Raw genomic sequence first — 16,448 nt, 5'->3', positions numbered from 1 at the left:
CCTCACCACCGCCTGGATGACCACAGGCATCTGTGCCCAGCACACGTCCACCGTGCCGACCTCAGGCAATGCCCCGCAAAGCGGAATCAAGAAGGCCGTGCACGCAAAGAAGCACGGCAAGCGGGGCAAGGTCACCCGCGCGCGCAAGAGTGCCCCGGTGGCTCGCGATGGCGATGCAGAAGTGCTCGCCCAGGTGCTGGGTTCGGATAACAAGAACCCGTTGTGGGGAAAGCCGCAGCAGTAACCAGGCAAATGGCCGCAGCGGATGCGCCAAGGCGCGATCAGCCCCCCGTCCGCTGCTTCTGCAACATCGCCAACTGCGTCGCCAGGTAATTGCTCGTATTCGTCATACTCGCTACCACCTTCGACAGCGCATTGAACTGCGCGTAATACAGCGCCTGCTTGGCATCGAGCTGCTTCTGCATCAGATCGATCTGCTTGCCGAGCGATGTGATGGAGCTGTTGATGGCGTCGCTGGCGTTCTGCACCATGCCGTTGTTCGACAACAAGTTGCCCGACACGGTGTGGAGTTGCGCCGCATAGCCGCGCTGCACGGTGACGGTGCCGCGGTCGCCCAACGCGCCGCCGGTCACTTGCACCGTCAGGCCATCGACGGCCGATCCGCTGGCGCCGTAGAGGTTCTGGCCCGAACCCGTGGCGGCCGCGCCGTTGATGGTGCCCTGCACATCGCGCCCGGCCGTGGCCGTGGGGCTGCCACCGAGCAGCGATGCCGCGCCATTGCCCGACACCGACACCGTCGATACCGAGCCGTATTGCTTGTCGGTGAACGTCAGCACGCCGTTGGCATCGGTGCCGATGGCGACTTCCACCTTGGCTTTCTGCAGGTCGGGCGAGGCGTTGATCTGGCTCTGGATCTGCGTGGCCAGGCTCGACGCGGTGTAGTTGCCTGCCGGGACCTTGATGTTGGTCGTGATGCCGCTGAGCGTGACGGACAGGCTGTCGTTCACGCCGCTCTGGATGGTCGTGTTGGCAGCCGCCGAGCCCTTGAGCGAGCCCTGCGTTGCCAGCTGGGTGACGTTGATGGCGTAGCTGCCGGCCTGCGTGGTCGTCGAGAACGCCGAAACCTTCAGCAATGAATCCGTCGCCGTGCCGGTGCCGGCAAACAGCGCCGCCACCTGGCTGGGCGATTTCTTCAGGGCCGTCGTGAGCTTCGCGTCGTCAATCGACAGCGTGCCTTCCTTGTCCATCGTCACGCCGATACTGCCGAGCGACTGGAACGCACCGTTGCCGATGCCCTGGCCCAGCACGTCGGTCAGCTGGTTGATCATCGCCTTGGTGCTGACGTCGCCGGCCAGCGCGCCGTTGTTGGCGGCATTGGCGGTGTCGAACTTGGTCAACGCGTTGAGCTGGATGCGCAGCGCGTTGTACGCCTTGACGAAGTTGAGTACCGACTGGCTGGCCTGGCCGGCGTCGCTGCCGACCGTGACCGTCGTGCTGCCCGTCTTGGCGAGCGTGAACGAGGTGCCGTCCACCACGTCCGTCAGCGTGTTGGTGGCGCTTTGCACGGCGATGCCGTTGACGGTAGCCATGGCGTTGCGGCCCGTCGCGACCTCGCTCATGTTCTGCGTGCCGGCCGGGTCGTGGCTCAGGAGGGATTGCAGTGCCGGGGCGCCCGAGACGGCAATCTTCATTTCTGAATTCGCGCCGCCTGCGGTGGACGTCAGCACCAGCCGGTACGGCGAATTGCTGCCGTCGTTGACGATGCTGGCCGAGACGCCCACGTTGGCGCTGTTGATGGCATCGCGGATGCCGGCGAGCGTGTTGTTCGACGGGTCGATGGTGATCGAGCCGCCGGCCTGGTTGCCGTTCTGCGTGAAGGTGGCGCCGGTGTATTTGCCGTCGGCAAAGCTGCCGCCCGAGACGCTGCCAAATGAAAAAGTTAGCGTAGTGGGCGTGCCGCTGCCGATGGGCGTCTTGCTCGACGCCTGCCCGGCGGCTGACAGCACCTGCGCCTGCGCAAGCTGCGTCACGTTGACTTGATACGTGCCCGCCGGTGCCGTGTTGGACAGCGAAGCTGTGAGGATCGACGTGTCGTGTCCGCTGGCCTTGTTGCCGGTAAACGTATCCGGGTTATTCAGGGCGGCCATCGCCGTCTGGAAGGTCGCCAGGGCGCTTTTGAGCGAGCCGACCGCCGACAACTGCGTCTGAAACGCCTTCTGCTGCGTCTGCCGCAGCGTCATGCCCTTGCTTTCCGCCTGGATCAGCTTCGTGACAAGGCTGTTGACGTCGATGTTCGTACCGATGCCCGGAACGGAGATCGGCGGAATGTAGTTGTTGCTCGTGGACGAGGTGGCCATGGTCGGACGCGCGCAAACGCTTTCTTCACAATCTCCACAATGTGACGGCAGCGCAGCCCCGTTCTTTAGGGCAAACCCTGCTCGGGCAGCCTTTTTGTCCGGGTTTGCTCAGGAAAGCGAAAGAATTGCCGACGCCACACGACGCAGCGGCCAGCGCCGGCGGTCTCCATCAGGGTGGAGACCGCCGCGCTACGTTAAACCGTCTCGCCTTCCTTGCTCGGATCGACCTGCTTGCCGCGCGCCAGCACCGGCACCAGCGCTGCACCGGTATGGCTGGCCGGCACGCGCGTCAGCGCCTCCGGCCCGCAAGCCGCGACGATCGTGCCGCCCTCATCGCCGCCTTCGGGGCCGAGATCGAGAATCCAGTCCGCCTCGGCAATCACGTCGAGGTCGTGCTCGATCACGATCACGCTGTGGCCGCCGTCCGCCAGGCGATGCAGCACGCGAATCAGCTTGGCCACGTCGGCCATGTGCAGACCGACGGTCGGCTCGTCCAGCACGTACAGCGTGTGGGGCGCCTTCTGGCCGCGGCGCGTCACGTCATCGCGCACCTTCGACAACTCGGTGACGAGCTTGATGCGCTGCGCCTCGCCGCCGGACAGCGTGGGCGAGGGCTGGCCGAGCGTCAGGTAGCCAAGGCCCACGTCCTTCATCAACTGCAGCGGATGGGCGATGCTGTTCATCGCGCCGAAGAACTCGACTGCTTCGTCGATCTCCATGGTCAGCACATCGCCGATGTTCTTGCCGCGCCAGGTGACAGCCAGCGTTTCTGCATTGAAGCGCTGACCGTGGCAGACGTCGCAGCCGACCTTTACGTCAGGCAGGAAGCTCATGGCGATGGTGCGCACGCCCTGGCCTTCACAGGCGGGGCAGCGGCCGTCGCCGGTGTTGAACGAGAAGCGCGAGGCGGTGTAGCCACGCGCGCGGGCTTCAAGCGTGTCGGCAAAGAGCTTGCGGATGGTGTCCCACACGCCGATGTACGTGGCGGGGCAGGAGCGCGGCGTCTTGCCGATCGGCGTCTGGTCGACTTCCAGCACGCGGTCGATGGTTTCCCAGCCGGTGACGCTGTCGCAGCCGTGCCAGTCGTGCTTGACGTCGAGCTTGCGCGGCATCTTCGCCTCAGGCGTCTCAGCCTGCGCGGCCTTGCGTGCGCGGCGGGTTGCCGGCGAAGACAGCACCGAACGGCCGACCGCATCGAGCAGGTTCGTCATCAACACATCGCGCGCCAGCGTCGATTTGCCCGAGCCCGACACGCCCGTAATGGCCACGAGGCGCGACAGCGGCATCGTCGCGGTCACGTTGCGCAGGTTGTGCAGCTTGGCGCCGTGCACAGTGAGCCATTGCTCCGGCACGGCTTGCTTGCCGGCACGCGGCGCAACCACCTGACGGCGCGGCAGCAGCGGATGCTCGATCGGCTGCGACAGGAATCGGCCAGTGAGCGAATCCGGCTGCGCTGCCAGGTCTGCCACGCCGCCTTGCGCGACGAGTGTGCCGCCGCGCTTGCCCGCGCCCGGGCCGATGTCGATGATGTGGTCGGCGCGGCGGATGGTGTCTTCATCGTGCTCGACCACCACCAGCGTGTTGCCTTTGTCGCCCAGTTTGCGCAGCGCGTCGAGCAGGATCTGGTTATCGCGCGGATGCAGGCCGATGGTCGGCTCATCCAGCACGTAGCAGACGCCCTGCAGGTTGCTGCCGAGTTGCGCAGCCAGGCGGATGCGTTGGGCTTCACCGCCCGACAGGCTCGGCGCGGCGCGATCCAGGCTCAGGTAACCCAGGCCAACCTCCTCCAGGAATGACAGGCGGCTGTGAATCTCGGCGACCACGTCGCGGGCGATGTCGGCGTCGCGGCCGGTCAGGTCCAGGCCCTCGACCCAGCGACGCGTCTGGCTGACCGTCCACTGTGCAATGTCGACGATGGGTTTGGCGGCAAAGGTGACAGCGCGCGCCGTGGGGTTCAAGCGCGTGCCGTGGCAATCCGGGCAGGGCAGGTCGGTCATGCCTTCCGGATCGACTTCTTCCGATGGCAGCGTCTGCTCGCGGCCGCGATCGTCGCCGCCGAGCACGGTGTCGTCAAACGCGGCCCGCTGTTCGCGCGTGAGTGCCAATCCGGTACCGACGCAGCTTGGGCACCAGCCGTGCTTGCTGTTGTACGAAAACATGCGCGGATCCAGCTCGGGGTAGCTGGTGCCGCAGGTGGCGCACGCGCGCTTGGTCGAAAACACCTTCACGTTGCCGACGTGCGCCGTGCCGCCGTTGTGCATGGCGTGTTGCAGGCCGTCGAGCGGCGCGAGAACGTGCATGATGCCCTTGCCGTATTCCAGCGCCTGCTCCAGCAACGCACGCAGCGCGGCTTCGTTTTCCGGCGAGACAACGATGTCGCCCACAGGCAGTTCCAGCGTGTGCTCGCGGAAGCGGTCCAGGCGCGGCCATGGGTCGACGCTCAGGAATTCGCCGTCGACGCGCAGATGCGTATAGCCGCGCGCCTTGGCCCATTTGGCCAGGTCGGTGTAGACGCCCTTGCGGTTGACGACCAGCGGCGCGAGCAGGCCGATGTGCTGACCGCGATAATCGCGCATGAGTTGGGCAAAGATCGCCTCCGGCCTTTGCGCCGACACCGGCGTGCCGTCGTGGATGCAGTGCTGCACGCCCAGCTTCACATACAGCAGGCGCAGGAAGTGCCACACCTCGGACGTGGTCGCCACCGTGCTCTTGCGGCCGCCGCGCGACAGGCGCTGCTCGATGGCCACGGTGGGCGGAATACCGTACACGGCATCCACTTCCGGCCGCCCGGCAGGCTGCACGATCGAACGCGCATACGCATTGAGCGATTCAAGATAGCGCCGCTGCCCTTCATGGAAGAGGATGTCGAACGCCAGCGTCGACTTGCCCGAACCCGACACGCCCGTCACCACGTTGAACTTGCCGTGCGGAATATCGACGTTCAGGCCCTTGAGATTGTGCTCGTGTGCGTGGACGATGCGCACGACGTTTTCGCCCTGGACTTCCGCCAGGGCAGCACGCTTGGCGCGGCGCTCAGCCAGGGCGGTTTGCAGCGGCACGCCTTCGATGGCCTCCGGCTGGCCGACGCTGGCTTCGTATTGCTTGAGCGCTGCGCCCGTGTGCGATGCGGCGCAGCCTTTGACCTGCGCAGGCGTGCCGGCGCAGACCAGCAGGCCACCGGCGTCGCCGCCTTCGGGGCCGAGATCGATGATCCAGTCCGCCGCGCGCACCACGTCGAGGTTGTGTTCGATCACGATCAGCGAATGCCCGGCGTCGAGCAGCTTGCCGAACGCGCGCATCAGCTTGGCGATGTCGTCAAAGTGCAGGCCGGTGGTCGGCTCGTCGAACATGAACAGGCGGCCCGCGTTGGCGGGCACGTCCTGCTTCACGCGCTTGCGGGCGGCCGCCTGGGCAGCCTGTGCGGCTTCGGCCAGGAAGCCCGCCAGCTTCAGGCGTTGGGCCTCGCCGCCGGAGAGCGTCGGCACCGGCTGGCCAAGCTTCACGTACTCCAGGCCCACGTCAACGATGGGTTGCAGCACGCGCAGTACGTCGGTGTCATCGGCGAACACGCTGGCGGCTTCGCTCACCGTCAGCTCCAGCACATCGGCCACCGACAATGCACGGCCGGCGCGCGGCAGCTTCACTTCCAGGATTTCGGCGCGATAGCGCGTGCCGTCGCAATCGGGGCAGCGCAGGTAGATGTCGGAGAGGAACTGCATCTCGACGTGCTCGAAGCCCGAGCCGCCGCAGGTCGGGCAACGGCCGTCGCCCGAGTTGAAGCTGAACGTGCCCGCCGTGTAGCCGCGCTGCAGCGCCATCGGCGCCTTGGCGAACAGCTTCCGGATTTCGTCGAACGCGCCAACGTAGCTGGCCGGGTTCGAGCGCGCCGTCTTGCCGATGGGCGATTGGTCGACGAACACCACGTCGCTGATCTGAGCGGCACCGCGCAACGCGCGGAATACGCCGGGCGATTCCGTCGCCTTGCCAAAATGGCGCGCCAGCGCGGGGTGCAGCACATCCTGGATCAACGTCGATTTGCCCGAGCCGGACACGCCGGTCACGCACACCAGGCGCTGCAGCGGAATCTCGACCGTGACATCGCGCAGGTTGTGTTCCGCCGCGCCCTCGAGCACCAGACGCGGCGTGGCGTTATCGACGGCGCGCGCTTGCCAGTCGGTTGCATCAGCCACGCGCCGCTGTCCGGACAGATAAGCGCCCGTGAGCGTATCGGCCTGGCGGATGGCCGCCGGTGTGCCGTCAAAGACGATGTTGCCGCCGCGCTCGCCGGGGCCGGGGCCCATGTCGATCAGGCGGTCTGCGGCCAGCATCACGGAAGGATCGTGCTCGACCACCACCAACGTGTTGCCCGCGTCGCGCAGGCGCTGCATGGCTTGGACGATGCGGTCCAGATCGCGCGGGTGCAGGCCGATGCTGGGTTCGTCCAGCACGAACAGCGTGTTGACGAGCGACGTGCCGAGCGCCGTCGTCAGGTTGATCCGCTGCACTTCGCCGCCAGAGAGGGTGCGGCTCTGGCGGTCGAGCGTCAGATACCCGATGCCGACGTCGCACAGATAGGCGAGGCGCGTGCGCACCTCGTCCAGCAGCAGCTTCAGTGCGTCGTCGAGTAGCGTGGAGGGCAGCGTCAGTTCGTCAAAGAAGCGGCGGATGCGCTCGATGGGCAGCAGCATCAGGTCGTGCACGGTCAGGCCGGGCAGGGCTTCGAGCTGGGCGCGGCTCCAGGCCACGCCGCGCGGCATGAAGCGGTGTTCGGGCGCGAGCACGGCATCCGCGTTTTCCTTGCTGCCGAGGCGCCATTGCATCGACTCGGTTTTCAGGCGTGCGCCGCCACAGGTTTCGCACGTCGTGTAGCTGCGGTACTTGGACAGCAGCACGCGGATGTGCATCTTGTACGCCTTCGACTCCAGATAGTCGAAGAAGCGGCGCACGCCGTACCACTGCTTGTTCCAGCCGCCACGCTTGAAGGCCGGGTCGCCGTTGATGACCCAGTTGCGCTGGGCTTCCGTCATCTCTGCCCACGGCGTGCCGCGCGGGATGTCGGCTGCGGCGGCGTAGCGCATCAGATCGTCCTGGCACTCCTTCCAGGCCGGCGTCTGCATCGGCTTGATGGCGCCGTCGCGCAGGGTCTTGCGCTCGTCCGGAATCACCAGCCCCAGATCGACGCCGATCACGCGGCCGAAACCACGGCAGGCATCGCACGCGCCGTAAGCGGAATTGAACGAGAAGAGCGCCGGCTGCGGGTCTGCGTAGCGCAGGTCGCTTTCGGGGCAGTGCAGGCCGGTGGAAAAGCGCCAGATGGTTGGCTCCGCACCTTCATCGGCAGGGAGCACATAGACGCTGACGCGCCCACCGCCGCGCTTGAGCGACGACTCGATGGCCTCCAGCGCACGGGCACGCTCGGTGCCCTGCAGGCGGAAGCGGTCGGCCACCACATCGAGCAGCTTGCGCTTGCCCGTGGACGACTCGACCACGCGCTCGGCCTGTACGCGTGTATAGCCGCTGACCGACAACCACTGCGTGACTTCTTCGGGGCTCGTATTGGCGGGCAGCTCGACGGGAAACGTCACCACCAGTCGCGGATCGCCCTCGCGCGTGCGCGAAAGCAGCTCGTCGTAGATGGTTTCCGGCGTGTCGTGCCGCACCGGCAGCGCGGTGTCGCGGTCGAACAGTTGTGCGGCGCGTGCAAACAGCAACTTCAGGTGATCGTTCAGCTCCGTCATCGTGCCGACCGTCGAGCGCGAACTGCGCACCGGGTTGGTCTGGTCGATGGCGATGGCGGGCGGCACGCCTTCGACGTGCTCGACCTGCGGCCGGTCCATGCGGTCGAGGAACTGGCGCGCGTAGGCGCTGAAGGTTTCGACGTAGCGGCGCTGGCCTTCTGCGTAAAGCGTGTCGAAAACGAGGCTGGACTTGCCAGACCCCGACGGGCCGGTCACGACGGTCATCTCGCCCGTGCGCAGGTCCAGGTCGAGGTTCTTGAGATTGTGCTGACGGGCTCCGCGCAGGCGAATGACACCGGAGGACATGGAGGGCGTTCCTTGGAGCTTGGAGGTAGAGGGGAATGCCGGCGCCGGTGAATCACTTGCAGCCGCGCCTGGCAATCAGAATTCGAGCCGTAAACTGTAGCGGATTATGAAGATCCGGTTCGTCTACGAAACATGTCGCGAGCACGAGCGTAACGCAGGGCTCCTGACAGCGTTTTGTCAGGAGGTTTCAGCGGAGGGAGAAAAAAGAACGGGGTGATGCTGGTATCACCCCGGCGGGAGCGCGATCAGCCTGCCTCGCGTCCGTAAGTGGCTTGGTTGGCGGGGAGGTCAAAACCCGTGGGACCGGGCTTGCGCGGCACAAAACGGTGGTGCTCAACCACACCGCCCTTGACGATGACGACCGTCTCTTCGGGAATCTCCGCCCAGGCGCCAGGCAGGTCGACAAGCGGCTCGGACAGCACAAGGAAGGCCCCGTCCCCTGCGTCTTCAATTGCAGCGCTGTCAGGATAGAGCTGGTGCAGGTGCTTGAAAGATGTGCTGTGAAAGAGGGAGCGTGATTCGCCCTCGCTGGAATAGCGCGCTGCGACGATCTGAACGCCGTCCGTTGCGCAGACCGTCATGTTCAAGGGGTATTCGACGCCGTGGCGCCGGCCGATGTCTTCGATCAGCCCGACCATCTGCTCCAGGGCGCCGCGCGGGTCGCGGTCGAGCCCGAACGAGAGCGCCAGGAAAAACATGATCTCGGAATCGGTCGAACCTTCGATCCAGCGGAACAGCTCCGGCGCCACTTCCATCATCAGGGCGCGGCGGAGCAACGGGTATTCGCGGATCAGCCCGTTGTGCGCAAAAAGCCACCGGCCGTAGCGGAACGGGTGGCAGTTGGTCTCCTGGGCCGGGGTGTCGGTGGCCGCACGCACGTGGGCGATGAACATCGAAGACCGGATGGCGCGGGCGGCTTCACGCAGGTTGGTGTCGTTCCACGCGGGGTGCAGGCAACGATAACGGAAGGGCACTTCAGAGTAGCGGCCGTACCACCCGATGCCGAAACCGTCACCGTTGGTGGTCGTCTCGCCGCCGAGGCGGGAGCGCAGACTCTGGTCGATCAACGAGTGCCGCGGCCGGAACAGCACTGTCTCCATCTGAATGGGATTGCCTGAATACGCCAGCCAGCGACACATGATGCATTGCCTATAGAGATGCCTTGGAGAGTGAGTCTATGCAATGCGTTTGCGAATGCACAAGAAAATCCCGACCCTCATCCGGCCATGGTCTGGGCGGATTTGCGGCCCTGACGGGCAGGTCCGCCATCCATTTCCTGTGTGTCGTCTCGCACGATATGCAGCTCGCGAATCCGCATGGGCACGGCGCATCGGGTCTCTGCGAGGGTGGCGCGGACTTGCTGGGCAAGCGTCCAACGCGTGTCACAGAAGTGCTCGGTCGTGACCCAGACGTGCACGTTCAGCGCGGCAACACTGTCGTCAAAACGCATCACATTGGCTCGCGTTCCGGGGCGGCTGCGTTTTGCACTCTCTCGGCTTGGTCCGACGGGCGGAGGGCCGGTCCGGACGGGGAGGGTGCAGAGAACTGAGTGCGCTTGAATGCACTGGCCGCCGCGCGACAGGCTCGGTTTCCAGAAAGACTTCGCCGCCCGTCCGGGGTTTCCAGGCGGGCGGCGTCAGGGTGTGCCGCTCTCGCACAAGAGGATCGGGAGGCCGTGCTGCTCGCTGCCTCTTACTCCTCGACCTCACTGCGCACCATCAATACCGGCTTGTTGGTCTTGCGCACCACGCCCTCGGCCACGCTGCCGAGCACCAGGTGCTTGAGCCCGCGCCGGCCATGCGTGCCGAGCACGATCAGGTCGGCTCCGGTCTCGTTGGCTTCCCCGACAATCGTTGCGGAAATTTGCCCCGGCGCAATGGAGTTTTCGAGCAATTTGGTCGAATGCTTGACGCCCGCAGCGTCCAGCTTCTTTGATACCTCGGCAAGCGTGTCGCGGCCGTAGCCGGCCACCTGGTTTGCGTAGGCAATCGAGTCAGCTCCGACCATGTCGAAGGTGATGTCGCTGCTATCGGCAACGAATAGGGCTTCGACTTCCGCGCCCGTCGCCTTGCTGACCACAATAGCCTGGTGCAGCGCGAGATAGGACGCGTGGCTGCCGTCGATGGCGAGCAGGATTCGCTGGTACATGGTGGTCTCCAAGGCGTTGCGCAGTAGGGCACCGCGTGTAATCAGCGTAGACAGCGTGGCGCAGGGGCTGTTGATGCGTGTCAAAGGTCTTCCGAAGACACCTGCAGGACGGCAGCGCCGGCCACCCGCCCAGCGCGGAGGTCTTCCAAGGCGGTGTTGGCATCTTGCAGCCGGTAGGGCGTGACGTGAACCCGCAAGGGGACTTCCGCGGCGATGCGCATGAGCGCGAGTCCATCGGCTCGCGTCAGGTTCGCCACCGAAACCAGCTTGCGTTCCTCCCACAGCAACCGGTACGGAAACGCGGGAATGTCGCTCATGTGAATGCCGCCGCAGACCACTGAACCGCCCTTGACCACGGCCTGCAGCGCCTGCGGTACGAGCGCGCCGATGGGTGCGAAGATCAGCGCGGCGTCGAGTGGCTCCGGGGCGGCGGTGTCGCTGGCGCCCGCCCACCTGGCGCCGGTGTCCAGCGCAAGCTGCTGAGCCGCAGCGTCGCCGGCCCGGGTGAAGGCAAACACTTCCCGCTGCTCTGCCACGGCAATCTGCGTGATGAGGTGGGCCGCGGCGCCAAAGCCGTAGATGCCGATCCGGCGCGCATCGCCTGCCATGCGCAGCGTGCGGTAGCCGATCAGGCCGGCGCAGAGCAGCGGCGCCGCGTGGGCATCGTCGTACCGCGCCGGAATCGGCAGGCAGTACCGCGCGTCGCAGACCACGTATTGCGCATACCCGCCATCGCGCGTGTATCCGGTAAAGGCCGGGTGATCGCACAGGTTTTCGCGCCCGTGCAGGCAGTACGGGCAGACACCGCACGTCCAGCCCAGCCACGGCACGCCCACGCGTTCGCCCGGGGCGGGCGTCGTCACGCCTTCGCCGCACGTCTCGACGATGCCGACGATTTCGTGCCCAGGAATGAGGGAGGGTTTCGGGGCAGTCAGTTCGCCGTCCACGATATGGAGGTCGGTACGGCAGACACCACAAGCGGACACCGCGATCCGGACCTCGCCCGGCCCAGGCTTGGGCGTGGGAACTTCCCGCCAAATCAATGGCCTCCCGGCGCCTTCCATCACCATGGCCCGCATCGATTCAGACATCGCTGTCTCCGTATGGCGTGTCTGGTCAGTATGGATCAGCCCTGAAAAACTTAGTCTCGGCAGTCGACCATCGGCTGCGCCAGATCAATCGGAAGGCGTTGCCGCGCGCAATACTGAATGGGTGCAATGCAACGGCCATCCGGCTCCACTGAATGACTTCACTGCTGTCCTTCTCGGTTGCCTTGGGCGTGGGCCTGGCGATCGGCCTTGAGCGTGAGCGTAGTCACACCGGCAGCGCAGAACTGCCGGCGGGCATGCGAACGTTTGCGATCGGGGCGCTGGCTGGCGCCATTGCGGCAAGCCTGCCCGTGCCGTTGGCCGTGCCCACGGTGTTGCTCACGGTAGCGGTGTTGGCGGCGGTGGGTTATCACCATTCGGCCAATGTCGATCCCGGCGTGACGACGGAACTCGCATTGGTGGCCACCACGCTGTTAGGCGCCTATGCCGTGAGCGAGCCCGAAATGACGGCTGGCCTGGGCACGGTACTTCTTGTCCTGCTCTATGCGAAAGCGGGTTTGCATCGGTTTGCCCGTACGGTCATCACCCAGCGTGAACTCGCCGATCTGCTGATCCTCGCCGTCGCGGCATTGCTGGTCTGGCCCGCGGTTCCAGACCGGAACATGGGGCCGCTGAACGCCTGGAACCCACATACGCTGTGGCTGGTTGTGCTGCTTGTCATGCTGACCGGCAACACGGGCCATTTTGCGGCGCGATGGTTTGGAGAGCGTATCGGCTTGCCGCTGGCAGGCCTGTTCAGCGGGTTTGCATCGAGTGTGGCAACGATCACGGCCATGGCAGCGCGCGTGCGCAAGGACCATCGCCCCATTGACGGTGCCGTTGCCGCGGCGCTGCTGTCCAACGTCGCTACGCTGGTGCAGATGCTGCTGCTGATTGCCGCCATCAACATCGACTTTTTGCGCGTGCTGGGGGCTCCGCTGGCGGTCGGCATGATTGCGACGGTGGCATGGTCCGCTCTATGGGTATGGCGTGGCAGCGAGCCGCTTGAGGAGGCGCCGGAGAGTTCAGCGTCATCCATCAACTGGCGTGTCGCGATTGGTTTTGCCCTGTGGACGGCGGCCTTGCTGCTTGCCGCCGCCGCCGCGCGCACATGGTTTGGGACAGCAGCGGTGGTGGCTGTCACCGTGTTTGGTGCATTTGCCGATGTGCATGCCGCCACCGCATCCATTGCAACGCAGGTGGCTGGCCACACGCTGCAGACTTCGACGGCAGGCGCGCTGGTGATGCTTGCGCTGACGGCCAACACCTTCTCGAAGGTTGTCGTGGCCATCAGCGGGGGCCGCGCTTTTGCTGGCAAAGTCACCGCTGGTCTGCTGACCATGCTTCTGTCCAGCTGGGCGGTGTTCTGGTTTGTCGCCTAGTCAATTCTGCCCAGTGCACATGCGGTGTCGGCAGGGGGGGGAGCCTTAGAGGATCAAATCGGACGGCGCATGCTGGCGGGACCCGCTAGCGTTGTCGCGACCGAGAATGCCGGCCAGCAAGGTCCATTCGCCACCCATCGCGCGGATGGTGTCGTCCAGGCTGAGCATCCCCACCAGTCGTTGCTGACGATCGACCACTGCCAGACGGTGCAGGCCGTGACTGAGCATCGAGCGCAAGGCTTCACTGATCATGGCGTCATCGTGAATGGTCAGAAGACCGCGCGTCATGACTTCCGATACGGCGGTCTCGGTGCAGTCGCCGCGGTTGGCTATCCCGTGCACCACCATGTCCCGGTCTGTGACGATGCCGACCACCCGCGCTCCGCAGCCGGTGCGTTCCGTGACAAGGAGCGCACGAGCGCTTTCGTCCCGCATCAATCGGGCGGCCTGCTGCAGCGTCGCCGTTGACTGGACGTGGACGATGCGGCGGGAGCAAATCTCGTCGACCCTCATGCTGAACTCCGATGCGCGTACGTTTTCACTATAAGAACGGGCCGGTGTCAGAAGTTGATCCCGCACAAGGTGCCGTGAGCTTTCCATGACTGCACGAGGCGGCAGCCGATAGCGGAGGAGTCTATTGAGCGTCGGACACATGCCCTTGAGGCAGATCAAGTGGCGTCGCTGGGGAGTCCGCCGAGCCAAACGCTGATGTAAATCAAGGGGTGATCCGCTTGGTGGTCCAACATTGAATCCAGCAACCCCGTTTGGGGCGGACGACGGATTCGATGGAGGCACATCATGTACGACAGGATTCTGGTAGCGGTGGATGGCAGCCCGACGGCAGATCGCGCGTTGGACGAGGCCATCCAGCTTGCGCAAAAGCTCGGCTCTGAGCTGGTCATCGCGCACGTGATCGACAACTCGTATCTGATGTACGACGTTGGCTACATCGATGTCGGCGCCTTTACCGAAGCCTTGGTCAAACAAGGCAACCAAATCGTTGCCGACGCGCGGGCCAAGGCCGAGAAGGCAGGTGTGCACGTTCACAGCGTGGTGGTTGACGACCCCATCGGCACCTTCGATATCGGCACTGCCATTGAGCAGGCCGCCCACAACGTCGGCGCGCAAGCCCTGGTGCTGGGCACCCACGGGCGTCGCGGCTTCCAGCGCTTGTTCCTGGGCAGTGTGGCCGAGAGCGTTGTACGCCGGAGCACGCTGCCGGTGCTGCTCGTCCGCGCGGTGGAGACGCAAGCACCGCACGCCGCTACGGAACCGCTGAGCAATGCCGTCATTGCCTAGTCGGGTAGCGCATCCTCTGACACGACATCGGGATCTGACCATGAGCTACGCCAGTGTGATGGTGCATCTGGACCGCAGCGAACGCGCCATGCACCGCCTCAACCTTGCGGCCCAGTTCGCACAGGCGCACGGTGCCAAACTCGTCGGCATCTATGCGAGCTTTGCGCCAAGCCTCAGCTGGTTCTACATGATGGAAAACGCCGCACGTTATCTGGAGGAAGACCGGATCCGGCGCGACAGCGTGCGGGATGCCGTGCACGCGCGCTTTCGCCAGGCGACCGAGAAGCTTGCGGTCGAAACGGAATGGCGTGCAGTGGAAGGCGACCCCGTGGCACTGGTGCTGCGTGAGGCGCGGGAGACCGATCTTCTGGTCGTCGGACAACGCAACCATGACGACCCGGATGAATTCATCGCCGGCGACTTTGTGGAAACCCTGATCCTGGAGTCGGGCCGCCCGGTGCTGGTGGTGCCGTATGCCGGCAACTTCACCGCATTGCCCAAGCGTGTGCTTCTGGCCTGGAGCGGCGGCCGCGAATCGGCTCGCGCGCTGCACGATGCCCTGCCCATGATGACGGGCGCAACGGTGCACGTGCTGCAGATCACGAGCACGCAGCCCAAGCACTGGGCTGAAGAAACCACGGTTGGGCAGGTTGCGCGTGCGCTGAACGCGCGCGGCATCAACACCACTGTGGAAGAGGCCGACTGCGCAGATTCCGACACCGCCGTGGGCGAGCTGTTGCTCTCGCGAGCGGCCGACTTCAATGCCGATCTCATCGTGATGGGCGCCTATGGGCACAGCCGCCTGCGTGAACTCGTGCTGGGCGGCGTGACACGCACCCTGCTCAAGACGATGACCGTACCGGTGCTGATGTCGCACTGAGCCTTGACCTCGATTGCACCTGAGAAGATCGCCATGAAGAACGATATCCAGCTCAAGCACGATGTCGAAGAGGAGCTGCTATGGGATCCGGCGGTGGACGCCAGCCGCTTTGCGGTGCAGGCCAAGGACGGCGTCGTCACGCTCTCCGGCGGTGTCGACAGGTTTGCCGACAAGCATGCCGCGGAGGAGGCGATCCGCCGCGTTGCCGGTGTGACCGCGCTTGTCATCCATGTGGATGTACGGATGCCGCCAGAGATGGAACGCCCGGATGACGAGATTGCGCAGGCGATCAGCAGTGCATTGCATTGGAATGCTTCGGTGCCGCCGAATGTTGTCCAGATCACTGTTGAAAACGGGGCCGTGACGCTGCGCGGTGAAGTCGACCAGGACTTCCAGCGCCGCGCGGCGCTGGACACGGTGCGCAGAGTCCACGGCGTGAAGTCCGTGGCCAATGCGCTGACATTGCGCCCCGCCTCCGGCCCGGCAGATCTGAGTGATCGCATTGCGAAGGCGCTGCAACGCCTGGCTGTGGTCGACGCCTCGCGCCTCAGTGTTTCCGTGGCGGACGGGACGGTGACTTTGTATGGGCCGCTGCGCAACCTCAACGAGTGCCGTGCGGCCCGTGAAGCTGCATGGGACGCGCCCGGCGTGCGTGCCGTTGTCGATCAGATGTGGGTTGTTTCCTAGACGCAATTGCCCGTTCCACTGCTTTCGAAAACCCTGGAGTCCGAGATGGAAAAGAAGCTGATCGTGTACTACTCGCGTACCGGTACGGCACGTCAGGTTGCCGAGCAGATGGCTGCGCAGAGCGGATGGCAGCTTGCCGAGGTAACCGACGAGCATCCGCGCGCCGGCTTCCTGGGCGATGCGCGCTGCGTCATCGAAACGGTATTCCATGCGCGCGCCAAGTATCGCTATGAAGGTCCGCCGCTTGGTGAAGTCGAGCACGTTGTCGTGATCGCGCCCATCTGGATGGGCCATCTGGCTTCGCCCATGCGGGACTTCCTGGCTGACCAATTGCCGGCGTCCACGCACTTGTCTGTGATTTGTGTCATGGCGGCGCGCGGGGCATTCCGCGCTGTGGAAGAAATCATGCGGATCACGGCCACCATTCCGGCGCCGGTGCTGGCGTTGTTCCAGCGCGACGTGCTCAGCGGGTTGTCGCAGGAGGAGATCGCGGGCTTTATCGATCAGGTGAAGACCGCCGGGCGGTGGGAGCAATCGAGGCAGCGCCCAGCCTGGCTGTCGCCAACCGAAGCTTGAAACCGGACACACAGCGCGACGCTGAA

At 65.1% G+C, this 16,448-nt stretch carries 13 protein-coding genes; 6 read left to right on the top strand and 7 right to left on the bottom strand.

Translation table 11 applies throughout. The annotated features are described in order from the left end of the window. The first annotated feature begins 16 nt into the window (after nt 1-16). The gene (locus ACTJK4_RS11105) at nt 17-244 is read left to right on the top strand and encodes a hypothetical protein (RefSeq protein ID WP_440817933.1); all 228 of its coding nucleotides are present in this window, start codon (nt 17-19) and stop codon (nt 242-244) included. Between the two features lie 37 nt (nt 245-281). Here the strand turns inward: ACTJK4_RS11105 and fliD are convergent, their stop codons facing one another. From fliD to ACTJK4_RS11075, 6 genes are all read right to left on the bottom strand, one after another. Continuing rightward, nucleotides 282-2,318 (bottom strand): flagellar filament capping protein FliD, encoded by a 2,037-nt coding sequence (fliD, locus tag ACTJK4_RS11100; RefSeq protein WP_440817932.1) that lies wholly within the window; start codon nt 2,316-2,318, stop codon nt 282-284. Nucleotides 2,319-2,512: 194 nt separating this feature from the next. Next, on the bottom strand, nt 2,513-8,362 hold the full coding sequence (uvrA, locus tag ACTJK4_RS11095) for an excinuclease ABC subunit UvrA (protein WP_440817931.1): 5,850 nt from the start codon (nt 8,360-8,362) through the stop codon (nt 2,513-2,515). A gap of 245 nt (nt 8,363-8,607) precedes the next feature. Continuing rightward, nucleotides 8,608-9,501, bottom strand: coding sequence for a class II glutamine amidotransferase (locus ACTJK4_RS11090; RefSeq protein WP_024978952.1), 894 nt, complete (start codon nt 9,499-9,501; stop codon nt 8,608-8,610). Between the two features lie 77 nt (nt 9,502-9,578). Beyond that, nucleotides 9,579-9,812: a hypothetical protein gene (locus ACTJK4_RS11085; RefSeq protein ID WP_440817930.1), complete on the bottom strand. Its 234-nt coding sequence runs from the start codon at nt 9,810-9,812 to the stop codon at nt 9,579-9,581. Between the two features lie 242 nt (nt 9,813-10,054). Beyond that, nucleotides 10,055-10,510, bottom strand: coding sequence for a universal stress protein (locus ACTJK4_RS11080; RefSeq protein ID WP_232040256.1), 456 nt, complete (start codon nt 10,508-10,510; stop codon nt 10,055-10,057). A gap of 80 nt (nt 10,511-10,590) precedes the next feature. Further along, a complete protein-coding gene (locus ACTJK4_RS11075) occupies nt 10,591-11,601 on the bottom strand; it encodes a zinc-dependent alcohol dehydrogenase family protein (RefSeq protein WP_433868023.1) in 1,011 nt (336 codons plus the stop codon). A 152-nt stretch (nt 11,602-11,753) separates the two neighbouring features. Here ACTJK4_RS11075 and ACTJK4_RS11070 point away from each other — a divergent pair, with 152 nt between their 5' ends. Next, complete coding sequence (locus ACTJK4_RS11070) at nt 11,754-12,980, top strand: MgtC/SapB family protein (protein WP_316871046.1); 1,227 nt, start codon at nt 11,754-11,756, stop codon at nt 12,978-12,980. A 45-nt stretch (nt 12,981-13,025) separates the two neighbouring features. Here the strand turns inward: ACTJK4_RS11070 and ACTJK4_RS11065 are convergent, their stop codons facing one another. Further along, nucleotides 13,026-13,493 (bottom strand): CBS domain-containing protein, encoded by a 468-nt coding sequence (locus tag ACTJK4_RS11065; protein WP_253534295.1) that lies wholly within the window; start codon nt 13,491-13,493, stop codon nt 13,026-13,028. 285 nt (nt 13,494-13,778) lie between these two features. Between ACTJK4_RS11065 and ACTJK4_RS11060 the strand changes: the two genes are divergently transcribed. The 4 genes from ACTJK4_RS11060 to ACTJK4_RS11045 are packed head-to-tail and all read left to right on the top strand — an operon-like array spanning nt 13,779 to nt 16,422. Next, nucleotides 13,779-14,279, top strand: a complete 501-nt coding sequence (locus ACTJK4_RS11060) for a universal stress protein (RefSeq protein ID WP_232039429.1) — start codon at nt 13,779-13,781, stop codon at nt 14,277-14,279. A gap of 40 nt (nt 14,280-14,319) precedes the next feature. After that, nucleotides 14,320-15,159: a universal stress protein gene (locus ACTJK4_RS11055; protein ID WP_260801736.1), complete on the top strand. Its 840-nt coding sequence runs from the start codon at nt 14,320-14,322 to the stop codon at nt 15,157-15,159. Nucleotides 15,160-15,192: 33 nt separating this feature from the next. Beyond that, nucleotides 15,193-15,846: a BON domain-containing protein gene (locus ACTJK4_RS11050; RefSeq protein WP_260801735.1), complete on the top strand. Its 654-nt coding sequence runs from the start codon at nt 15,193-15,195 to the stop codon at nt 15,844-15,846. A 45-nt stretch (nt 15,847-15,891) separates the two neighbouring features. Beyond that, nucleotides 15,892-16,422, top strand: a complete 531-nt coding sequence (locus tag ACTJK4_RS11045; protein WP_045203943.1) for a flavodoxin family protein — start codon at nt 15,892-15,894, stop codon at nt 16,420-16,422. Nucleotides 16,423-16,448: the final 26 nt, after the last annotated feature.

The sequence above is a fragment of the Ralstonia sp. 22111 genome, from assembly GCF_052045895.1.
GTDB lineage: Bacteria > Pseudomonadota > Gammaproteobacteria > Burkholderiales > Burkholderiaceae > Ralstonia > Ralstonia wenshanensis.
Note: the sequence above shows the minus strand (reverse complement) of the source record. Positions and strands in the feature narration are given on the sequence as shown.

Bases quoted from the DNA above. Each gene is read 5' to 3' on its own strand.
- ACTJK4_RS11105 (WP_440817933.1), top strand. From the start codon at position 17: ATGACCACAGGCATCTGTGCCCAGCACACGTCCACCGTGCCGACCTCA.
- fliD (WP_440817932.1), bottom strand. From the start codon at position 2,318: ATGGCCACCTCGTCCACGAGCAACAACTACATTCCGCCGATCTCCGTT.
- uvrA (WP_440817931.1), bottom strand. From the start codon at position 8,362: ATGTCCTCCGGTGTCATTCGCCTGCGCGGAGCCCGTCAGCACAATCTC.
- ACTJK4_RS11090 (WP_024978952.1), bottom strand. From the start codon at position 9,501: ATGTGTCGCTGGCTGGCGTATTCAGGCAATCCCATTCAGATGGAGACA.
- ACTJK4_RS11085 (WP_440817930.1), bottom strand. From the start codon at position 9,812: ATGCGTTTTGACGACAGTGTTGCCGCGCTGAACGTGCACGTCTGGGTC.
- ACTJK4_RS11080 (WP_232040256.1), bottom strand. From the start codon at position 10,510: ATGTACCAGCGAATCCTGCTCGCCATCGACGGCAGCCACGCGTCCTAT.
- ACTJK4_RS11075 (WP_433868023.1), bottom strand. From the start codon at position 11,601: ATGTCTGAATCGATGCGGGCCATGGTGATGGAAGGCGCCGGGAGGCCA.
- ACTJK4_RS11070 (WP_316871046.1), top strand. From the start codon at position 11,754: ATGACTTCACTGCTGTCCTTCTCGGTTGCCTTGGGCGTGGGCCTGGCG.
- ACTJK4_RS11065 (WP_253534295.1), bottom strand. From the start codon at position 13,493: ATGAGGGTCGACGAGATTTGCTCCCGCCGCATCGTCCACGTCCAGTCA.
- ACTJK4_RS11060 (WP_232039429.1), top strand. From the start codon at position 13,779: ATGTACGACAGGATTCTGGTAGCGGTGGATGGCAGCCCGACGGCAGAT.
- ACTJK4_RS11055 (WP_260801736.1), top strand. From the start codon at position 14,320: ATGAGCTACGCCAGTGTGATGGTGCATCTGGACCGCAGCGAACGCGCC.
- ACTJK4_RS11050 (WP_260801735.1), top strand. From the start codon at position 15,193: ATGAAGAACGATATCCAGCTCAAGCACGATGTCGAAGAGGAGCTGCTA.
- ACTJK4_RS11045 (WP_045203943.1), top strand. From the start codon at position 15,892: ATGGAAAAGAAGCTGATCGTGTACTACTCGCGTACCGGTACGGCACGT.